Here is a 17,451-nt window from a genome sequence, read left to right as displayed (position 1 = left end):
CAAAATTATTCATTCTCACTTCGATCAAAATAAATGCTTTGACTATGCTTTAAAAGTGCCTCTGCTGCCTGAAGCTGATTGAATTTTAAGGGTGCTGATAAACGCCTTAAATTATAGAACCATTCTTCATAGTTCCGCTTATCAATAAAATCAATTTGATACGGTTCTGTTGGAGAGTCAAAGAAACCATTGCGACTCAGTAATATTTTACGAATAGGTCGGTCAATATTATGAGATTGATAAAGGCTTTTGACGAGTTGCTCTGTTCTATTCAACCCAAGCACGGGATTTAACACTTTCTTTTTATCTTTCCCTATTAACTCTGTCCAAAAATTTTCTTTTGAATACTGAAAAACAGAGCCATTTTTCCCTTCAACCATTGCAATACAAATTGTTTCAGTAGGCGTAATTAAAATAACCTCTGCTTCAACAGGCGCTTTTTTCACTAAAAAGACAGGCTTATACATAAGTAGAAAAGTATCAGGAAAGCTTTTTAAAAAGTATTGAAGCTTTTCATCATAAAAGTATCGCTTATCTGCATTTGAAAGCTCAAATAAGGTCGACGTCGCCCACCTCATTTGCATTTGAAAAACATTTTCTAAAAACAATACCTTTAGGTCTTGTAGGCTTTTAGGTTCTGTCACAAACGCAGTGAGATTTTCGGCATCAAAGTTTTCTTCTGCTTCTTTTTCTATTTCTACCTCCATGTATTCTTTATCTGTTTCGGCTACTTCATCTTTTTTAAAAAAGGATTTTACCTTTCGAAAAAGCGATGGTTCTGAAGTCGGCGATTCGTCTATATCATCTAACTGAACCTCTTCCTCTCCGTTATAGAAATAATCCTTTGCTTTCTCCCAATTGTGTTGTTTCACGCGTGTAAATTGAGAGGAATAGTGATACAAATCTCGCTCATAGCGTGAAAGATAGTCTTGTATCTTAATAAGTTGCGCCATATCAAATCATTCTCCTCGTTAAAAAATACCAGATTGTTTTTATTGTTCAATTTTACTAACATTAAAAGAAAGATACCACTAGTAATTAAAGCTTTTTAGTGAAACCGTAAGCTTAAGCCCTTTTATCCTACTAATGCGATAGATTATGTTATGATAGAAAAAACACTTCTTTTTACGGCGATAAAAGTGTAGTTGTACGCTATTATTGTCTATACTAGGATAAAAAAGATCATTAATTCTATCGATGCAAAGGATGGTTAAAATGAAAGTTGTTAACAACATGGCAGATTTAATAGGAGATACTCCACTTGTTAAATTGAATCGTCTTCAGCCAGCTGACGGTGCATCCGTTTATTTAAAGCTAGAATTCTTCAACCCCAGCAGAAGCGTAAAAGATCGCGCTGCTTTTAATATGATTGTTAAAGCTGAAGAAGCAGGCCTTTTAAAACCAAATTCAACTATAATTGAGCCAACGAGTGGCAACACTGGAATTGGCTTAGCTATGAATGCTGCTGCAAGAGGATATCGCTCAATTCTTGTTATGCCAGATACTATGACGCAAGAACGTATTAACTTATTAAAAGCTTACGGGGCTGAAGTTGTGCTAACACCAGGAGATGAAAAAATGCCAGGTGCTATTCGTAAAGCTGAAGAATTAACAAAAGAAATTCCAAATGCTTTTATGCCAATGCAGTTTAAAAACGAAGCTAATCCAGACGCACACCGCCACACCACGGCAAAAGAAATTATTGAAGCAATGGATGATTTAAATAAAGAATTGGCTGCATTTGTTGCTACAGCCGGAACTGGTGGCACAATTACAGGGACTGGTGAAGTACTAAAAGAGCGCTATCCAAACATGAGTGTTCATGTAGTAGAACCTGCTGGCTCTCCTGTTTTATCAGGTGGAAAACCAGGAAAGCATAAACTTGTAGGAACAAGCCCTGGCTTTATCCCTGATACGTTAAATGTGAATGTGTATGATGAAATTTTAAAGATTAAAGATGAAGAAGCATATGATATTACGCGTAGACTTGCAGCTGAAGAAGGGATTTTAGTTGGTCCATCCTCTGGTGCAGCTTGCTATGCTGCCATTGAAGTAGCTAAAAAGCTAAGCCCCGACCAAGTCGTTGTGTGCATCGCCTGTGATACAGGTGAACGCTACTTATCAAGCGATTTATTCTCTTTTGATTCCTAATAAACCAAAAAAGGCGCTCATGCTGCTGAGCGTCTTTTTCGTTTACTTAGCTAACTCATAAATAGCTTGTGCATAAATGGCTGTTGCTTTCAATAGATCTTCGACCACCATATATTCATCTTTTTCATGAGCTACTTCTTCTCTTCCAGGGAATAGTGGACCAAATGCTACTCCGGCCTCTAGCGCTCGTGCATACGTACCTCCGCCAATGGAAATAAGCGTTGGTTCCTCTCCCGTTTGTTCTTGGTAGACTTGCTGTAACGTTTGGATGAGCTTATGCTTTTGATCGACATGATGCGGTTTTGAATCTGAAAAATGCTTAACAGAAATTTGATATGTCTCCCTTTGCTTCTTAATTGTAGAAATAATAGTATCAATACTAGCGGCAACTGGGTACCGAATGTTTAAACCAATTTGTCCAGCCTTCTCATGAGTGTAAGATAAAATACCAACGTTTACAGTCAAATCACCTGTTACATCGTCTCGAATATGCAAACCGATTCTTTCACCAATTGTATCCTCTACAAAATAGTGATTAACATATGTAACGAACTGTCTTGCTTGTTCATTTAATGCTAATTCATGTAGAAAGCTTGCTAACAACACCCCGGCATTTTTCCCTTTTTGAGGAACACTTCCGTGGGCCGATACCCCTTCTAAGGTAAGGGTATATTTGTTGCTGTTGACTTCAACTGTACCTTTTACATGATGTTTATTTAAGAACTTCTCATACGTTTTTTCGAGGTTTGCTTCTTCTTTTACAGTAAGAACTGCTTTTGCATAGTCAGGTACCATATTATAACGACGACCAGATTCAAACGATGTTAGTACATAGTCGCCATCTGTTCCTTGAATCGCCTGTTGGTGTAACTCTACATCCGTAATCCCTTTTTCTGCGTAAATGATAGGAAAGTCAGCATCTGGAGCAAAGCCCATCGTTGGCATTTCTTCATGTTTAAAGTAGTGATCTACACATCTCCAATCGCTTTCTTCATCTGTTCCGATAATCATACGTACGCGTTTAGAAAGCGGCAATCCTAGCTCTTTAACAATTTTCATAGCGTAATAAGCAGCTATTGTTGGTCCCTTATCATCAATCGCTCCGCGAGCAAAGATTTTTCCGTCCTTAATTTCCGCACCGTATGGATCAACAGACCAACCATCACCTTCAGGTACGACATCAACGTGACATAAAATTCCTATTAATTCTTTTCCTTCTCCCAATTCAATATGTCCTGCATAACCATCTACGTTCTTAGTCGTAAAACCATCATCATTTCCTTTATCTAATAAAAAATGAAGAGCTTTAGCTACTCCTTCTCCAAATGGCTCATCTTCTTTTACAGATTCTTCAAGGACGCTTTTAATTTGTAAAAAGCGCTTCGTTTCTTCCAAGATATTGCTTTCTCTTTTTTTAACTTCTTCCATCCAATTGATAGCTTCCATAGTTATCCTCCATTATTGTAGAAGTATTCAATTTGTACTATTTCCACTTTATCACACCTATTTTCAAAAAGCTTCTAAGGTGTTTAATTAGCTAGAAAAAGGGTAAAGGGTTGTAACCTTTTCTCTAAATTTATGCTTGAATAGGTCTATTTTGTTATATTTCGCATACATTAAAAAATAATGTATAACTTAGGAAAGGAGACCTGCCAAAAAAGTATATATTTATCTCATTTATCACAATTTTTGTAAATTTATTATTAAATTAAGCTTTATCCTTTTATTTTTTATGATTTTTTGTGTACAATATAACTGAGGACTTAAATAGTGCTTGACATCTCAAAGTTATAAAGAAGTTGTGCCTTACGAAAAACGAATAAGGAAGTGGTTTTTTGAAACCTTCAACTAATCGAATGCTAACGCGTATCAAATCCGTTTATATGTTCATTAGTAAAAAGGGAACTGTCACTACTCAAGAGCTTGTTGATGAGTTTGGTATCACCCCTAGAACTATTCAGCGTGATTTAAATGTATTAGCATACAATGATTTAGTTCATAGTCCAAGTCGTGGTACGTGGACGACGACAGAGAAGAAGGTCAAGATTTCATCCTAGTAAGTTTCAAAGGTAAGTATTTATATACAGAGATAAAGATTCCTCATACTTTTTCGCCTTGTGTGTTGAGTATCTTTAAGTGCCTGATTTTACCTCAGTGCATTTAAACGTGAATTGTTTCACTTGCGTAGAGTGAACAAAAAGGAACCAATTTATGTACAGGTTCCTTTTTCTTTCGCCTCTTATTCTTTTTTATCTTTTAATGCGCTTAATTCTTCTTCTGTTAGCTCTCGGTATTCCCCCAGTTCTAACTCTTCATCTAGCGGCAAAGCTCCCATGGAAATTCGTTTTAAATACGTGACTTTCTTTCCTCTTGATTCAAACATACGCTTCACCTGATGAAATTTCCCTTCAACAATGGTTAGCTCAATTTCAGATGATTCACCGCTTTTTAAAATGGTTAACTCTGCGGGTTTCGTGACATATCCGTCATCTAATGTAACCCCTTTTCTGAATGCTTCGACATCTTCCTCAGTTACTTTCATATTAATAGTCGCAAAATAGGTTTTTGGAACATGCTTTTTGGGTGAGAGCAGCTGATGAGCAAGCTGTCCATCGTTTGTTAATAGCAGTAATCCTTCCGTATCTTTATCTAGTCTTCCGACTGGAAAAGGATTATAAATGGCGTCGTCAATTTCTAATAAATCAACAACTGTTTCATGTTGATGATCTTCTGTAGCAGAAATCACCCCTTGAGGCTTATTCATCATCAAATAAATAAATTCTTTGTATTCAATGATTTCTCCGTGAACGGACACTTCGTCAGTTTCCGGATTCACGTGTAGCTTAGCATCTTTAACCGCTTTACCATTCACTTTTATTGCTCCTGTTTTTAATAACCCTTTTACTTCTTTTCGACTACCATATCCCATATTAGCTAATAACTTATCTAATCTCATAAAATCCTCCTCAGTTTATATCCGAAAAGAAAGTGACTCATTGAATGAGTCACTTTCTCATTAACCGTTTGCTGGACGACGGCGCAAAATTTTTCGTTCAATTATGTTTATAATTCGTTTGCCCATTACTCGCTCTAGTAATGTCGAACGGTACGTTGCTACACCGTATACAATCCCTCCGACCCCTGCTCCAATAAAGGTGATCACCACAGCAGCGATGCGGCTTTGATCATACGCTAAGAAGAAGCCTAAAATAAAGGAAAGCAACTTAACGCTTAACCCCATAATTGCAACGAAGATAAAGATTAACACTGTACGTTTGATAAACGCATGGTAATCATAATTCGCATGCTTTTTAATGAGATAAAATGTATACGCAATAGATACAAGATAACCAAGAGCCGTTGCTAAAATTGAACCTAGCTCATGAAATAGATAAATAAATGGTACGTTACAAATAATTTTCACAATTAGACCAAATGCTAAACTGATTACCGCGTATTTTTGTTTATTCACACCTTGTAAAATCGCAGCATTCACAGTGAAAAATGAAAACAATAACGCAACCGGCGCATAAGCTAATAGAACTGTTCCACCAGCTTTAATATCTTCTATACCAAAGAATGTTCCATAGGCTGGACCCGCTAAAGCCATCAACCCAACTGATGCCGGTAATACTAAAAACATAATCGTTTGATACGTTTGGTCAATCTGTTTTTGAAGAGCCGTGTAATCTTGATTCACAAATGAACGTGTAATGGTTGGAACGAGTGTTAATCCAAACGCTGTCGCTAATGAAACAGGAATCATTACAAGCTTTGGTACATACGACTGCACAATCCCATTCATCGTTTCTGCAATTTCTTTTTGACCAGCAGCAACCATTGTACGGTTAAATGTAAATTGATCAACATACTGATAAAGGGGAATTGCAAGCCCTACAAATACATAAGGAATAGAATACGTAAACAACTCTTTAAAAATAGAAACCGTTGAAATACGCGTTGGCGTAACTTTTTGCTCTTGTACCATTTTGTCTAAATGAGGTTTTCGTTTTTTCCAATACCATAACAAGACAGCTAGTCCACCAAGCGCCCCTACAAATGCACCCATTGTTGCAAATCCAACCGCTAAGGCTAAACTTCCTCCGACAACTTTTAACACGATGTACGTAGAAGCGAGTAAGAAGACAACGCGGACAAACTGTTCAATAACTTGTGAAACAGCAGTTGGCCCCATAGACTGGTGTCCTTGGAAAAATCCTCGCATTAAACTCATAATAGGTACGACAAGAAGCGCCACGCTCACCATGCGCATAACCATGACAACGTCTTCTAACGAGTTATCTAAATCGGCTCCTCCTAGTGTTAAATCCGCAATAAAAGGAGATAAAGAATAAAGTAAGAGAAAAGATAAAACCCCTGTGACAAGCATAAGCTTAAGACCTGCACGATACATTCTCCTACTCGTATAGTAATCACCCATTGCGTTATATTTAGATACGAATTTTGAAACAGCCATCGGCATCCCTGCCGTTGCAATACTTAGGTAAATGGCATATTGGTTATATCCATATCCAAACAGCGCTCCACCTACAGCTCCAACGAGCGTTGCAAATGGAAAAATATAAATCATTCCTAATATGCGAGAAATATAGGTTCCTAACGTTAACACAAATGTTCCTCGTAATAGCTTTGAATCAGACATAAGCTTCCTCCGATACGTAATGTTACACTTTGATAATAGTGATAGAATAAAAAGGAATCAAGTTGCAGTTTTATTTCAGACATGCTTTAATGTTAACTGCTGCTAGCAGCTAGAAAAAAACAAGACTATAGCCCATTTTATCCAAAGTTTCTTCATTTGTCAGTGAACAAACTCAAATTTTATAAAATAGACAGGTTGGTGGAGATATGATTTATGATGTAATCGTAATCGGAGGAGGACCTTCTGGTTTGATGGCATCGATTGCAGCCGGTGAAAAAGGCGCAAAGGTACTATTAGTAGATAAAGGAACAAAGCTCGGTCGAAAGTTAGCTATTTCGGGTGGTGGACGCTGTAATGTTACGAACCGACTCCCAATCGATGAAATTATTAAGCACATTCCAGGAAACGGACGCTTTTTATATAGTGCATTTTCGATTTTTAATAATGAAGATATCATCAGATTTTTTGAAAACCTCGGGATTGCTTTAAAGGAAGAGGATCACGGACGCATGTTTCCCGTGTCAAATAAAGCACAATCAGTCGTTGATGCACTCATTGGTGAATTAAAGCGTTTAAACGTTCATGTACGCACAAATACGCCTGTAAGAAAAGTCGCATATGAGAACAATGCAGTAAAAGAAGTGCAGCTAGAGACGGGTGAAGTAATCCAAGCCAAGGCAGTCATTTTAGCTGTTGGAGGAAAGTCTGTTCCTCATACCGGTTCTACAGGCGATGGCTATGCTTGGGCGGAAGCAGCGGGACATACCATTACAGAACTTTATCCCACCGAAGTTCCCGTCACTTCAAGTGAATCATTTATTCGAGACAAGACATTGCAAGGTTTATCTTTACGTAGCGTTGGATTAAGCGTACTAAACAAGAAAGGCAAGCCTGTGATTACTCATCGAATGGATATGATTTTTACACACTTTGGAATTTCTGGACCCGCGGTATTGCGCTGCAGTCAATATGTTGTCAAAGAACTTAAAAAACAAAAAACAAAGACTGTTCAAATGATGATTGATTCGTTTCCAGACATAAATGAAGAAAATCTCTTTCAAAAAGTCGTAGCTCTTTTAAAAGAAGAACCAAAAAAAGCAATTAAAAATGTGTTAAAAGGGTTTGTGCCCGAGCGCTATTTATTATTTTTGTTTCAAGCTTCGCATATTGAAGAACAAGAACTTGCTGGACAAATTTCACATGATCGACTTCGCGAATTTGTTAGTCTTCTGAAACAATTTACGTTTTCTGTAAATGGAACGTTATCTCTTGAAAAAGCCTTTGTAACAGGTGGAGGCGTATCGGTAAAAGAGGTGCATCCAAAAGAAATGTCTTCAAAATTCATGAGTGGCCTCTACTTTTGCGGTGAAATTCTAGATATTCATGGATATACAGGTGGTTATAATATTACGTCAGCTTTAGTAACTGGAAGACTTGCTGGAGCAAATGCTGGAGAGTATGCCAAAAGCCTAGCGCATTAATGCGCTAGGCTTTATATATGACCATTGCTGAAAAACAGTATACTTGTTCATCTCGGTCCACATCTACTGTAACTTGATACTTAATGTCCACAATATCCTCATCATCAATTTTTTTCAAAAAGCGATTTAGAGCTACTTCTAAATCTTTTTCATGCTCTTTATCAAACACTTTTACCTGAACCACACCGCGACACCACTTTCATCCCATGATTATCACTGCTTGGACATTTCTATTAACATATGTATCAATCACTATAGACATTCTTATAAAATTTATACGTTGAATAAAAAAGAGTCTGGAATAAAAACAAATGATTCTTTCTCAAAGATGAATTATACCTTTTCTAAAGTAGTCAGGCTGGAACCACCAGTTCGTTCTATTGCGCCGCAGATGCGTGTCCTCCGCTCCGTTCCACTAAGTTTTTTAACTTATTTTAGGAATGAAGAAAAAGATACCCAAACTATCAAAAGTCGTTACCTTCCAATAGTTCGGATATCTCGTTAGCTAAAATACTTATGTCTCATCTTTTTTATTTACTTTTTAGTTGTTTCGCCTTCCCACTCAAGCATACCGCCAACCATGTTGCGTACTTTATACCCTTGCTCTTGTAAGTAGTAGCATACGTTCTCGCTACGACGTCCTGAGCGACAGATAAAGATATATTCTTTATCCTTATCAAAGGCATCAATATGTGCAGGAATATCATTCATACGAATATGTTTTGCTCCTGGAATAATGCCTTCTTCTACTTCTTCATCTTCGCGAACATCTATTAGTTCAAGTTCTTCATTTTGCTCCAAACGTTTCTTTAGCTCTTCTGTTGTAATTTCTTTTACTTGTTCCATCTTTTTCAACCCTCTCATTATGTATTCGTTCCCATGTTATTATTGTAACAAAAGTGATAAATGAAATTCTACTTACATGAAAAAAGCCTGAGGCTCTTGCCTCAGACTTCTATCATTAGTTCGCTACAATGTTTACTAATTTCCCTGGTACAGCAATCACTTTTCGGACAGTCTTGCCTTCGATTTGCTCTTGCACGTTTTCATTTGCCATTGCGATATCTTGAAGCTGTTCACGTGATGCTTCAGCTGGAACGTTTAGCTTTGCACGTACTTTACCGTTCACTTGAACAACAATTTCAACTTCATCATCTACTAATTTTGCTTCATCAAAAGCAGGCCAAGCCTCATACGAGATTGTTTCTTCGTAGCCAAGCTTATTCCACAGCTCTTCTGTAACGTGTGGACAAATTGGTGCAAGTAATTTCACGATGCCTTCCACGTATTGTTTTGGAAGAACATCGACTTTATATGCGTCGTTGATAAACACCATTAATTGTGAGATTGCTGTATTAAAACGAAGAGCTTCATAATCTTCTGTTACCTTCTTCACCGTTTGGTGATATACACGCTCTAATGTTTTATCATCGCTTTCCTGTACTTTATTGCTTAGCTCACCGTTGTCATCCATTAGCAAACGCCATACGCGATCGATGAAACGTCTTGCTCCGTCTAATCCTTTTGTTGACCATGCAATAGACGCATCTAAAGGTCCCATGAACATTTCATATAGACGAAGCGTATCTGCACCGTGACTCTCAACAATCTCATCAGGGTTAACAACGTTACCTTTTGACTTACTCATCTTCTCATTGTTTTCGCCAAGAATCATTCCTTGGTTAAATAACTTTTGGAAAGGTTCTTTTGTCGGTACTACTCCAATATCATATAAGAACTTGTGCCAGAAGCGAGCATATAATAAATGAAGAACGGCATGCTCTGCACCACCAATGTAAATATCAACCGGTAACCATTCTTTTAGCTTTTCTGCGTCAGCCAATGCATCTTCATTCTTTGGATCGATGTAGCGTAAGTAGTACCAGCAGCTTCCAGCCCATTGTGGCATCGTGTTTGTTTCACGACGACCTTTTTTACCTGTTTCTGGGTCTACTACGTTTACAAATTCATCAATGTTTGCTAATGGTGATTCACCAGTACCTGACGGCTTAATTTCCGTTGTTTTCGGAAGTACTAATGGAAGCTCACTTTCTGGAACAGGCGTTGTTGTACCATCTTCCCAATGAATTACTGGAATTGGTTCTCCCCAATAGCGCTGACGGCTAAACAACCAGTCGCGTAAACGATACGTAACTTGTTTTTCACCTTTTTTGTTTGTTTCTAGCCAAGCAATCATATTCTCAATTGCTTCTTCTTTATTTAAGCCGTTTAAGAAGTCAGAGTTAACGTGTTCGCCATCTCCTGTGTACGCTTCTTTCGAAACGTCTCCTCCCGCTACAACTTCCTTAATTGGAAGTTCAAATTTAACAGCAAATTCATAGTCACGCTCATCGTGAGCTGGAACTGCCATGATTGCACCTGTTCCGTAACTCATTAATACGTAATCTGCAATCCAGATTGGCATTTTTTCGCCATTTACTGGGTTAATCGCATAAGCTCCCGTAAATACACCTGTTTTATCTTTCGCTAAATCTGTACGCTCTAAATCACTTTTGCTTTTAATTTTCTCAATATAAGCATCTACTGCTGCTTTTTGCTCAGCTGTTGTGATTTTATCAACAAATGGATGCTCTGGTGCTAACACGGCATACGTTGCGCCAAAAAGCGTATCTGGACGCGTAGTGAACACCGTAAACGTTTCATCATGCCCATCAATTGTAAAGTGAACATGCGCCCCTTCAGAGCGACCAATCCAATTGCGCTGCATTTCTTTAATACTCTCTGGCCAATCTAATTCTTCTAAATCCTCTAGTAATCGATCTGCATAAGCAGTAATTTTTAACATCCACTGCTTCATTGGACGTCGTTCTACTGGGTGACCTCCACGTTCACTTTTACCATCAATAACTTCTTCATTTGCTAATACTGTTCCAAGAGCTGGACACCAGTTTACCGCAACTTCATCAATATACGCTAATCCTTTTTCATATAACTTTAAGAAAATCCACTGCGTCCATTTATAGTAGCTTGGATCTGTTGTATTAATCTCACGCTCCCAGTCATATGAGAAACCTAGAGATTTAATTTGGCGACGGAAGTTGTTAATGTTTTGCTCTGTGAATTGCGCTGGGTCATTTCCTGTATCTAACGCATACTGCTCTGCTGGTAAACCGAACGCGTCCCATCCCATTGGATGAAGTACGTTATATCCCTGCATACGCTTCATACGAGATAAAATATCTGTTGCTGTATACCCTTCTGGATGCCCTACATGTAGGCCAGCTCCAGATGGATATGGAAACATATCTAGCGCATAAAATTTACGCTTTCCTTTATCTTCAGTCGTTTTAAATGTCTGATTTTCTTCCCAAACCTGTTGCCACTTCTTCTCAATTTGCTTATGGTTAAAGGCCATGAATACTCCTCCTTCTATTTTAAGACAATGGTGTTAGAACTATAAAAAACCCCTCATCCCTTAAGAAAGGGACGAGAGGTTGAATAAACTTCCCGCGGTACCACCCACATTAGCACAAATTATGTATGTACTCACTCATTTTCCTTAACGCGGATGACGATAAATGCTACTTCGTTCACATTTACAGCTCAAAGGTGAGTTCATGAACGGTCGTTTGTTGACTCCCACCAACCGTCAACTCTCTTTGCTCGTATCGCTCACTACTATTCCTTCTCAATGCTTTTCATATAGTAACTACCTTGTATTGTAAATAATATGTGATTAAACTGCAAGTTGTTCACACCATTTTATCAAAGTTTCTCTTCTTATTTATAAACAAATCTCTTAAAAACATACATAATGCCCATTTTTTTAAGAAATATCCAAACATTCAGCACACAAACGGCTAAAATGTCCATGTGCTGAACAGCTTACTCTTTAAATACCCACTCCAAACGTAAAGAGTGCAATAGCTATCGCTAACCCTACGAGCGGAACAACGACAGTCATAGCTGCCACGGAACCATAGGCATCTTTATGTGTTTCACCACAAATAGAGTTAATTGTAGTTACAACATATCCATTATGGGGAAGTGAGTCCAACACGCCAGATGAAATGGCCACAACTCGATGAAGTGCTTCAGGATTAACACCTGCGTCCATATAATGTGGTGCTAAGAGCGGTAAAGCAATCGCTTGGCCACCGGATGCCGATCCGGTCATCCCTGCGATAACGCTTACTGCAATGGCGCCTCCAATTAACGGACTGCCCGGAATACTGGTCATCGCTTCAACAGCGACATTAAAAGCAGGAGCTGCCTTTGCTACTCCGCCAAATCCAACAACAGCTGCCGTATTTCCAATTGCAATTAAAGCACCAAGTGTTCCTTCAGATAGCGCTCCCCAGAAGTCTTTAAAGTAACGACGGTTTAATACATACGTAGCAATGATTCCACTTAATAGCGCAATGATAAGAGCTGATTGCATCAATGAATTATGGAATACAAATGAACAAATAAGAACGACAACTAAAGGAATTAAACTAAGCAATGGATGAGGTAACTCTCTTCCTTTCTCCATTTTTGGGTCCGTCTCTCTCTCAACAAAGTGCTCACCATTTTGCACTGCTTTTGTAATAATTTTCTTCAACCACCAATAGCCAAACACTGCCATTAATACCGCCACAATTAAACTTACTTCCCAACCTGCATAAGGCGATGTATTCAAATAATCAATTGGAATCCAGTTTTGAATTTCAGGTGAACCAGCTGAAGTCATTGTAAACGTAACAGAGCCAAAAGCAAGAGCAGCTGGAATAAAGCGTCGTGGTAGGTTAGCTTGCTTAAACAAACTTACCGCCATGGGATACACAGAAAAAGCTACGACAAACAAGCTGACTCCACCATAAGTTAATACAGCACAGGCTAAAACAATGGCTAATACAGCTCTTTTCATACCGAGCTTTTCAACAATCCATTTTGAAACGCTATCAGCAGCACCGCTATCTTCCATCACTTTTCCAAAGATTGCTCCAAGTAAGAACATTAAATACCAAGACGTCACAAAGCCCGTAAATCCTGACATATAGTTACCAACAAAGTTCACTTCACCTTCTTTAACAAGCTGCGGAAACAAAGGCATTCCACTTGTTAAAGCTACTACTAAAGCACTTAAAGGTCCTGCTATTAATAAGTTCATTCCTCTCATAGTAAGCACAATAAGCAAGACTAAACCACCGATTAACCCAATCATACTAAGCACGTTTTCTTCCCCCTTTATATTAGAAAGCGTTTACAATCAAGTGGAAAACAACCTCCTCCCTGCTGACTTCTACTATCTTATTAGACAAACCATTGAGACATACCAGGTTTTATGGAACAAAAAAGCGACGCCGTCTGGCATCGCTTTTCAGCTTTTTAATTTATTTTGAAACCGTTACTTGATAACGCTTTGTAGATTGTTCTTTTATTCTCAAATCATAAAACCATGTTGTGAAAAATGTTAAGAATAGAAAAGCAATTAAGCTATACACGAGCACAGAAACATCAAAATGATCCACCATCATCCCACCGAAAACAGGACCAATCATTCTGCCACCCGTAGCCGTACTATTTACAATGCCTTGATAGAATCCTTCTCTACCTTTTGGCGCTAATTCGTTTGCTACTGCTGGAACTGCAGGCCAAACAAACATTTCTCCAATCGTTAAGACAATCATCGCAATTAAAAAGTCTACAAATGTAGTTGCCTGCAAAACAATAATAAAAGATGCAATAAAGATTGCCGTACCAATCATAATTTGCACTTTTAACGTCTTCGCAAACTTTTGTACGACTGGTACAATAAACGGCTGTGCTGCAACGATTAAAATACCATTAATTGTCCAAAGCATACTGTACTGAGATAATGGGATATTAAGCTCTAATGTATGCGTAGCAATTGTTGTTTGCCACTGTACATACGCCATCCAGCACAGCAAATAGCCCACACATAAAGTTAATAAAGCAATCAGCTTATAGTGATTTTTAATCCCCTTAGCTTCTTGCAATACACTCGTTTGGGCTGAACCCGTAACTGAAATGTTCTTGTACGTGAAAAGTGCAATCAATAAAAAAACCACGTACAGTAACGTGTTTGCTAAGAAGATATAGGTAAATGAATAAGAAGCTACAATTCCTCCAAGAGCTGCACCAATTGCTACCCCTGCATTTTGAGCTACGTAAATGGCATTAAAGGACTTACGTCCACCTTCTGGCCAAACCGTTCCAGCCATTGCGTACATAGATGGAAATACAATTCCCGAGCCAAAACCAACGATGACAAGTAATACAACGTATGTAGGCCAATCGTGAAAAAACACTAACCCAACCAATGCTATCAAGGTGATAACAATACCTGATAAAATGGATTTATACCCTCCTATTTTATCAAACAAGGTACCTCCAATAAGATTACCAATTACGCTAGCACCAGCATTTAACATTAAAACAAAGCCTGCTACGGATAATGATTTACCGAGATGATCATGTATATAAATTGTATTTAAAGGCCATAAAAACGAAGCGCCCGTAACGTTTACTAACATTCCAATGATTAAAAACCATAATGACTTTGGCATATCTATTTCTCCTTTCAACTGTTGAGAACGTTTAAAGCCAACGTACATTCTAGTCCTTTCTACTTTATTTCGCAATGAGTTAGCATATAGAAAGTTAATTAAAAATGTTTTCAATTAACTTTCTATTAAAAAAGAGAGTTTGGGACATAACAAAATGATTGCTTCTAAGAGACGAACAATAGCTGTTCCAATCTCTTTGGTTTGTCTGAACACGTTCGTTCCATTGCGCTACGGCCACTCGCTTTCCGCGGGGAGGAACCTGAGCTTCCTCGCTGCGCTGCGGGATCTCCGTTTTCCCTCTCTTTCCCGCAGGAGTCGAGTGTCCAACGCTCCATTCCCCCCTGTTTCCAACATTGTTTTCACAATCAACCAAAAAACCTGAACGATTAAAAGTGAGAAACTCTCAATCGTTCAGGTTTATCATTGGCTGAATTACTTATGTCCCAGCCTCTTTTACCTTATTTGGTTTTTGATTTATCGGGCTGTGCACGCTTGCTGTTACGAGCCTTTAACTCTTTTACTGGATCGAAATCTTTACCTACTTCAATATCGTTATTATTGATTCCATCTTTTGTCTTTTGCTCTGGATTATTCTGATTTGAACGAGTAGCCATCGCTATTTCCCCCCTTAATGTTCAGTTAGGATCATTTGATTTTGCGTTTGCTGAATTTGAAGGCGCATGCGATAAAGCTGTTCACGCTGTTGATCATTTGCGCTATGAGCAAGCTCTTCAAGTTCTTTATATGCATTTTCAAGGCCAAGCTGTGCTTTTGTATATTCTGTATCATTATAATGTTCTTGTTTCATGCCTTCAGATAATTGACTTTGCGCATATCGAAGCGCATCTTCACATTGCTGAAGAAGCTTATCTACTGATTGACGTGTTGCCATGATTATCTCCCTCCACACTCTTTAGTTTCAGATGTATTTTGCTCATCTTTGGACAAATTTACGACATATCTCTAGAAAAAATCATTTGTAAAATATAGAATTTCACATTGCCTTTGGAACTTTTCTTTTTTTCTGATACAATTTGATGTTGTATTTAAGACACGTACTGTACATAGATAAAGGAGGGTATTGACTTGAGTCAAGAAAACCCATTTCCATATAAAGCGGAGGATAAACGTTATCACACATGGAACTACCATTTAAGACAACACTTTGGTCATAAAGTATTTAAAGTGGCGTTAGACGGCGGATTTGACTGTCCTAATCGAGACGGAACCGTTGCATACGGTGGATGTACCTTTTGTAGCGCTGCGGGATCTGGAGATTTTGCTGGAAATCGCACTGAAAGCTTGACTACACAATTTAACAAGATAAAAGAAAAGATGCACCATAAGTGGAAAGACGGAAAATATATTGCTTACTTCCAAGCATTCACAAATACACATGCACCAGTCGAAGAATTACGCCAAAAATATGAAGAAGTTTTAGCATTACCAGGCGTTGTCGGATTATCCATTGCTACCCGCCCAGATTGCTTACCAGATGACGTAGTTGAGTATTTAGCAGAACTCAACGAACGTACGTATTTATGGGTAGAGCTAGGGCTACAAACGATTCATGAGAGTACTTCTGCGTTAATTAATCGTGCACACGACCATGCATGTTACTTAGAGGGTGTTGCAAAGCTTCGAAAGCATGGGATTCGCGTTTGTGCTCATATTATTAATGGCCTTCCTCTTGAAACTCAAGATATGATGATGGAAACTGCAAGGGAAGTAGCAGAAATGGATGTACAAGGCATTAAGATTCACTTACTTCATTTATTAAAAGGCACTCCAATGGTGAAGCAGTATGAGAAAGGCCTACTCAAATTTTTATCATTTGATGATTACATCAGCCTTGTGTGCAACCAGCTTGAAATTTTACCACCAGAGATGATTGTTCATCGCATTACAGGAGATGGCCCAATTGACTTGATGATTGGACCGATGTGGAGCGTGGATAAATGGAATGTATTAAACACAATTGACCAAGAGCTCAAACGTCGAGGTAGCTACCAAGGAAAATTCTTTGCAAAGGGTGTTTCAGCATTATGAAAATTGAACGCATTCTTCCTTTTGCTCGCACGCTGTTAACAAGTGCTGTTAACGAAGGTGATACGGTCATTGATGCGACCGTTGGAAACGGTCACGACACGTCATTCTTAGCAAAATTAGTGGGCGCAAGTGGACATGTATACGGATTTGATATCCAAGATGAAGCAATTCAAAATACGTCTGAACGATTGGCTAAACAAGGGATTGAACAACAAGTTACTCTTATAAAAGATAGCCATAGTCGTTTAAAAAAACATATTCCAACTCATTTACATGGTAACCTAACAGGTGCAATCTTCAATCTTGGATACTTACCGGGTGGAAATAAAAAAATTGTTACTCTCTCAACGTCCACCATTCAAGCGATTGAGCAGCTGATTGAACTATTAGCACCCGAGGGGATTATCGTACTTGTTATTTATCACGGACATGAACAAGGACAGATAGAACGTGATGATGTGCTTCATTATGTATCGAATCTTGACCAACAAATCGTTCATGTTTTACGCTACCAGTTTATAAACCAACAAAATAATCCGCCATTTATTGTGGCCATTGAAAAAAGATAAGCTTT

General features: G+C 38.3%; 16 protein-coding genes and 1 other annotated feature. Of the genes, 5 read left to right on the top strand and 11 right to left on the bottom strand.

Going from position 1 to position 17,451, the window contains the following annotated elements:
* Positions 1–5: 5 nt before the first annotated feature.
* Positions 6–953 (bottom strand): NERD domain-containing protein, encoded by a 948-nt coding sequence (locus A2U94_RS04260; RefSeq protein WP_025909499.1) that lies wholly within the window; start codon positions 951–953, stop codon positions 6–8.
* A 262-nt stretch (positions 954–1,215) separates the two neighbouring features.
* Here A2U94_RS04260 and cysK point away from each other — a divergent pair, with 262 nt between their 5' ends.
* A complete protein-coding gene (cysK, locus tag A2U94_RS04255; protein WP_025909500.1) occupies positions 1,216–2,151 on the top strand; it encodes a cysteine synthase A in 936 nt (311 codons plus the stop codon).
* A 42-nt stretch (positions 2,152–2,193) separates the two neighbouring features.
* On the opposite strand, the gene pepV is transcribed toward cysK, so the two are convergent.
* Positions 2,194–3,597 carry a dipeptidase PepV gene (gene pepV / locus A2U94_RS04250; protein ID WP_062954427.1) on the bottom strand — a complete coding sequence of 468 codons (1,404 nt, stop codon included), beginning with the start codon at positions 3,595–3,597 and terminating at the stop codon, positions 2,194–2,196.
* Between the two features lie 389 nt (positions 3,598–3,986).
* Between pepV and A2U94_RS04245 the strand changes: the two genes are divergently transcribed.
* The gene (locus A2U94_RS04245) at positions 3,987–4,208 is read left to right on the top strand and encodes a DeoR family transcriptional regulator (protein ID WP_025909502.1); all 222 of its coding nucleotides are present in this window, start codon (positions 3,987–3,989) and stop codon (positions 4,206–4,208) included.
* 182 nt (positions 4,209–4,390) lie between these two features.
* On the opposite strand, the gene A2U94_RS04240 is transcribed toward A2U94_RS04245, so the two are convergent.
* Complete coding sequence (locus tag A2U94_RS04240) at positions 4,391–5,107, bottom strand: pseudouridine synthase (protein WP_025909503.1); 717 nt, start codon at positions 5,105–5,107, stop codon at positions 4,391–4,393.
* A 60-nt stretch (positions 5,108–5,167) separates the two neighbouring features.
* Positions 5,168–6,814, bottom strand: coding sequence for a putative polysaccharide biosynthesis protein (locus tag A2U94_RS04235; protein ID WP_025909504.1), 1,647 nt, complete (start codon positions 6,812–6,814; stop codon positions 5,168–5,170).
* Between the two features lie 206 nt (positions 6,815–7,020).
* On the opposite strand from A2U94_RS04235, the gene A2U94_RS04230 reads away from it, so the two are divergent.
* Positions 7,021–8,295, top strand: a complete 1,275-nt coding sequence (locus tag A2U94_RS04230; protein WP_025909505.1) for a BaiN/RdsA family NAD(P)/FAD-dependent oxidoreductase — start codon at positions 7,021–7,023, stop codon at positions 8,293–8,295.
* 4 nt (positions 8,296–8,299) lie between these two features.
* On the opposite strand, the gene A2U94_RS04225 is transcribed toward A2U94_RS04230, so the two are convergent.
* The 7 genes from A2U94_RS04225 to A2U94_RS04195 all read right to left on the bottom strand — a co-directional run bounded on the left by A2U94_RS04225 (position 8,300) and on the right by A2U94_RS04195 (position 15,720).
* Positions 8,300–8,479 carry a sporulation protein Cse60 gene (locus tag A2U94_RS04225; protein WP_025909506.1) on the bottom strand — a complete coding sequence of 60 codons (180 nt, stop codon included), beginning with the start codon at positions 8,477–8,479 and terminating at the stop codon, positions 8,300–8,302.
* Positions 8,480–8,829: 350 nt separating this feature from the next.
* Positions 8,830–9,141 carry a rhodanese-like domain-containing protein gene (locus A2U94_RS04220; RefSeq protein ID WP_025909507.1) on the bottom strand — a complete coding sequence of 104 codons (312 nt, stop codon included), beginning with the start codon at positions 9,139–9,141 and terminating at the stop codon, positions 8,830–8,832.
* 115 nt (positions 9,142–9,256) lie between these two features.
* On the bottom strand, positions 9,257–11,671 hold the full coding sequence (gene leuS / locus A2U94_RS04215; protein ID WP_025909508.1) for a leucine--tRNA ligase: 2,415 nt from the start codon (positions 11,669–11,671) through the stop codon (positions 9,257–9,259).
* 64 nt (positions 11,672–11,735) lie between these two features.
* Positions 11,736–11,957, bottom strand: a binding site (T-box leader).
* Between the two features lie 191 nt (positions 11,958–12,148).
* The gene (locus tag A2U94_RS04210; RefSeq protein WP_025909509.1) at positions 12,149–13,471 is read right to left on the bottom strand and encodes a GntP family permease; all 1,323 of its coding nucleotides are present in this window, start codon (positions 13,469–13,471) and stop codon (positions 12,149–12,151) included.
* Positions 13,472–13,631: 160 nt separating this feature from the next.
* On the bottom strand, positions 13,632–14,828 hold the full coding sequence (locus A2U94_RS04205; RefSeq protein ID WP_062686755.1) for an MDR family MFS transporter: 1,197 nt from the start codon (positions 14,826–14,828) through the stop codon (positions 13,632–13,634).
* Between the two features lie 458 nt (positions 14,829–15,286).
* Positions 15,287–15,442 carry a hypothetical protein gene (locus tag A2U94_RS04200; RefSeq protein WP_025909512.1) on the bottom strand — a complete coding sequence of 52 codons (156 nt, stop codon included), beginning with the start codon at positions 15,440–15,442 and terminating at the stop codon, positions 15,287–15,289.
* 14 nt (positions 15,443–15,456) lie between these two features.
* Positions 15,457–15,720, bottom strand: a complete 264-nt coding sequence (locus A2U94_RS04195) for a YtzC family protein (RefSeq protein ID WP_025909513.1) — start codon at positions 15,718–15,720, stop codon at positions 15,457–15,459.
* 194 nt (positions 15,721–15,914) lie between these two features.
* Between A2U94_RS04195 and mnmL the strand changes: the two genes are divergently transcribed.
* Both mnmL and mnmM read left to right on the top strand, forming a co-directional pair.
* On the top strand, positions 15,915–16,877 hold the full coding sequence (gene mnmL, locus A2U94_RS04190; RefSeq protein WP_025909514.1) for a tRNA modification radical SAM protein MnmL/YtqA: 963 nt from the start codon (positions 15,915–15,917) through the stop codon (positions 16,875–16,877).
* On the top strand, positions 16,874–17,446 hold the full coding sequence (gene mnmM, locus A2U94_RS04185) for a tRNA 5-(aminomethyl)-2-thiouridylate-methyltransferase MnmM (protein WP_025909515.1): 573 nt from the start codon (positions 16,874–16,876) through the stop codon (positions 17,444–17,446). The genes mnmL and mnmM overlap by 4 nt, the downstream gene beginning before the upstream one ends.
* Positions 17,447–17,451 lie beyond the last annotated feature (5 nt).

Origin of the sequence: Bacillus sp. VT 712, from assembly GCF_001614195.1 — a bacterium.
Taxonomy (GTDB): domain Bacteria; phylum Bacillota; class Bacilli; order Bacillales; family Bacillaceae_H; genus Priestia; species Priestia flexa.
The sequence above is the reverse complement of the archived record's forward strand: the minus strand, read 5'-3'. Positions and strand labels throughout refer to the sequence as shown.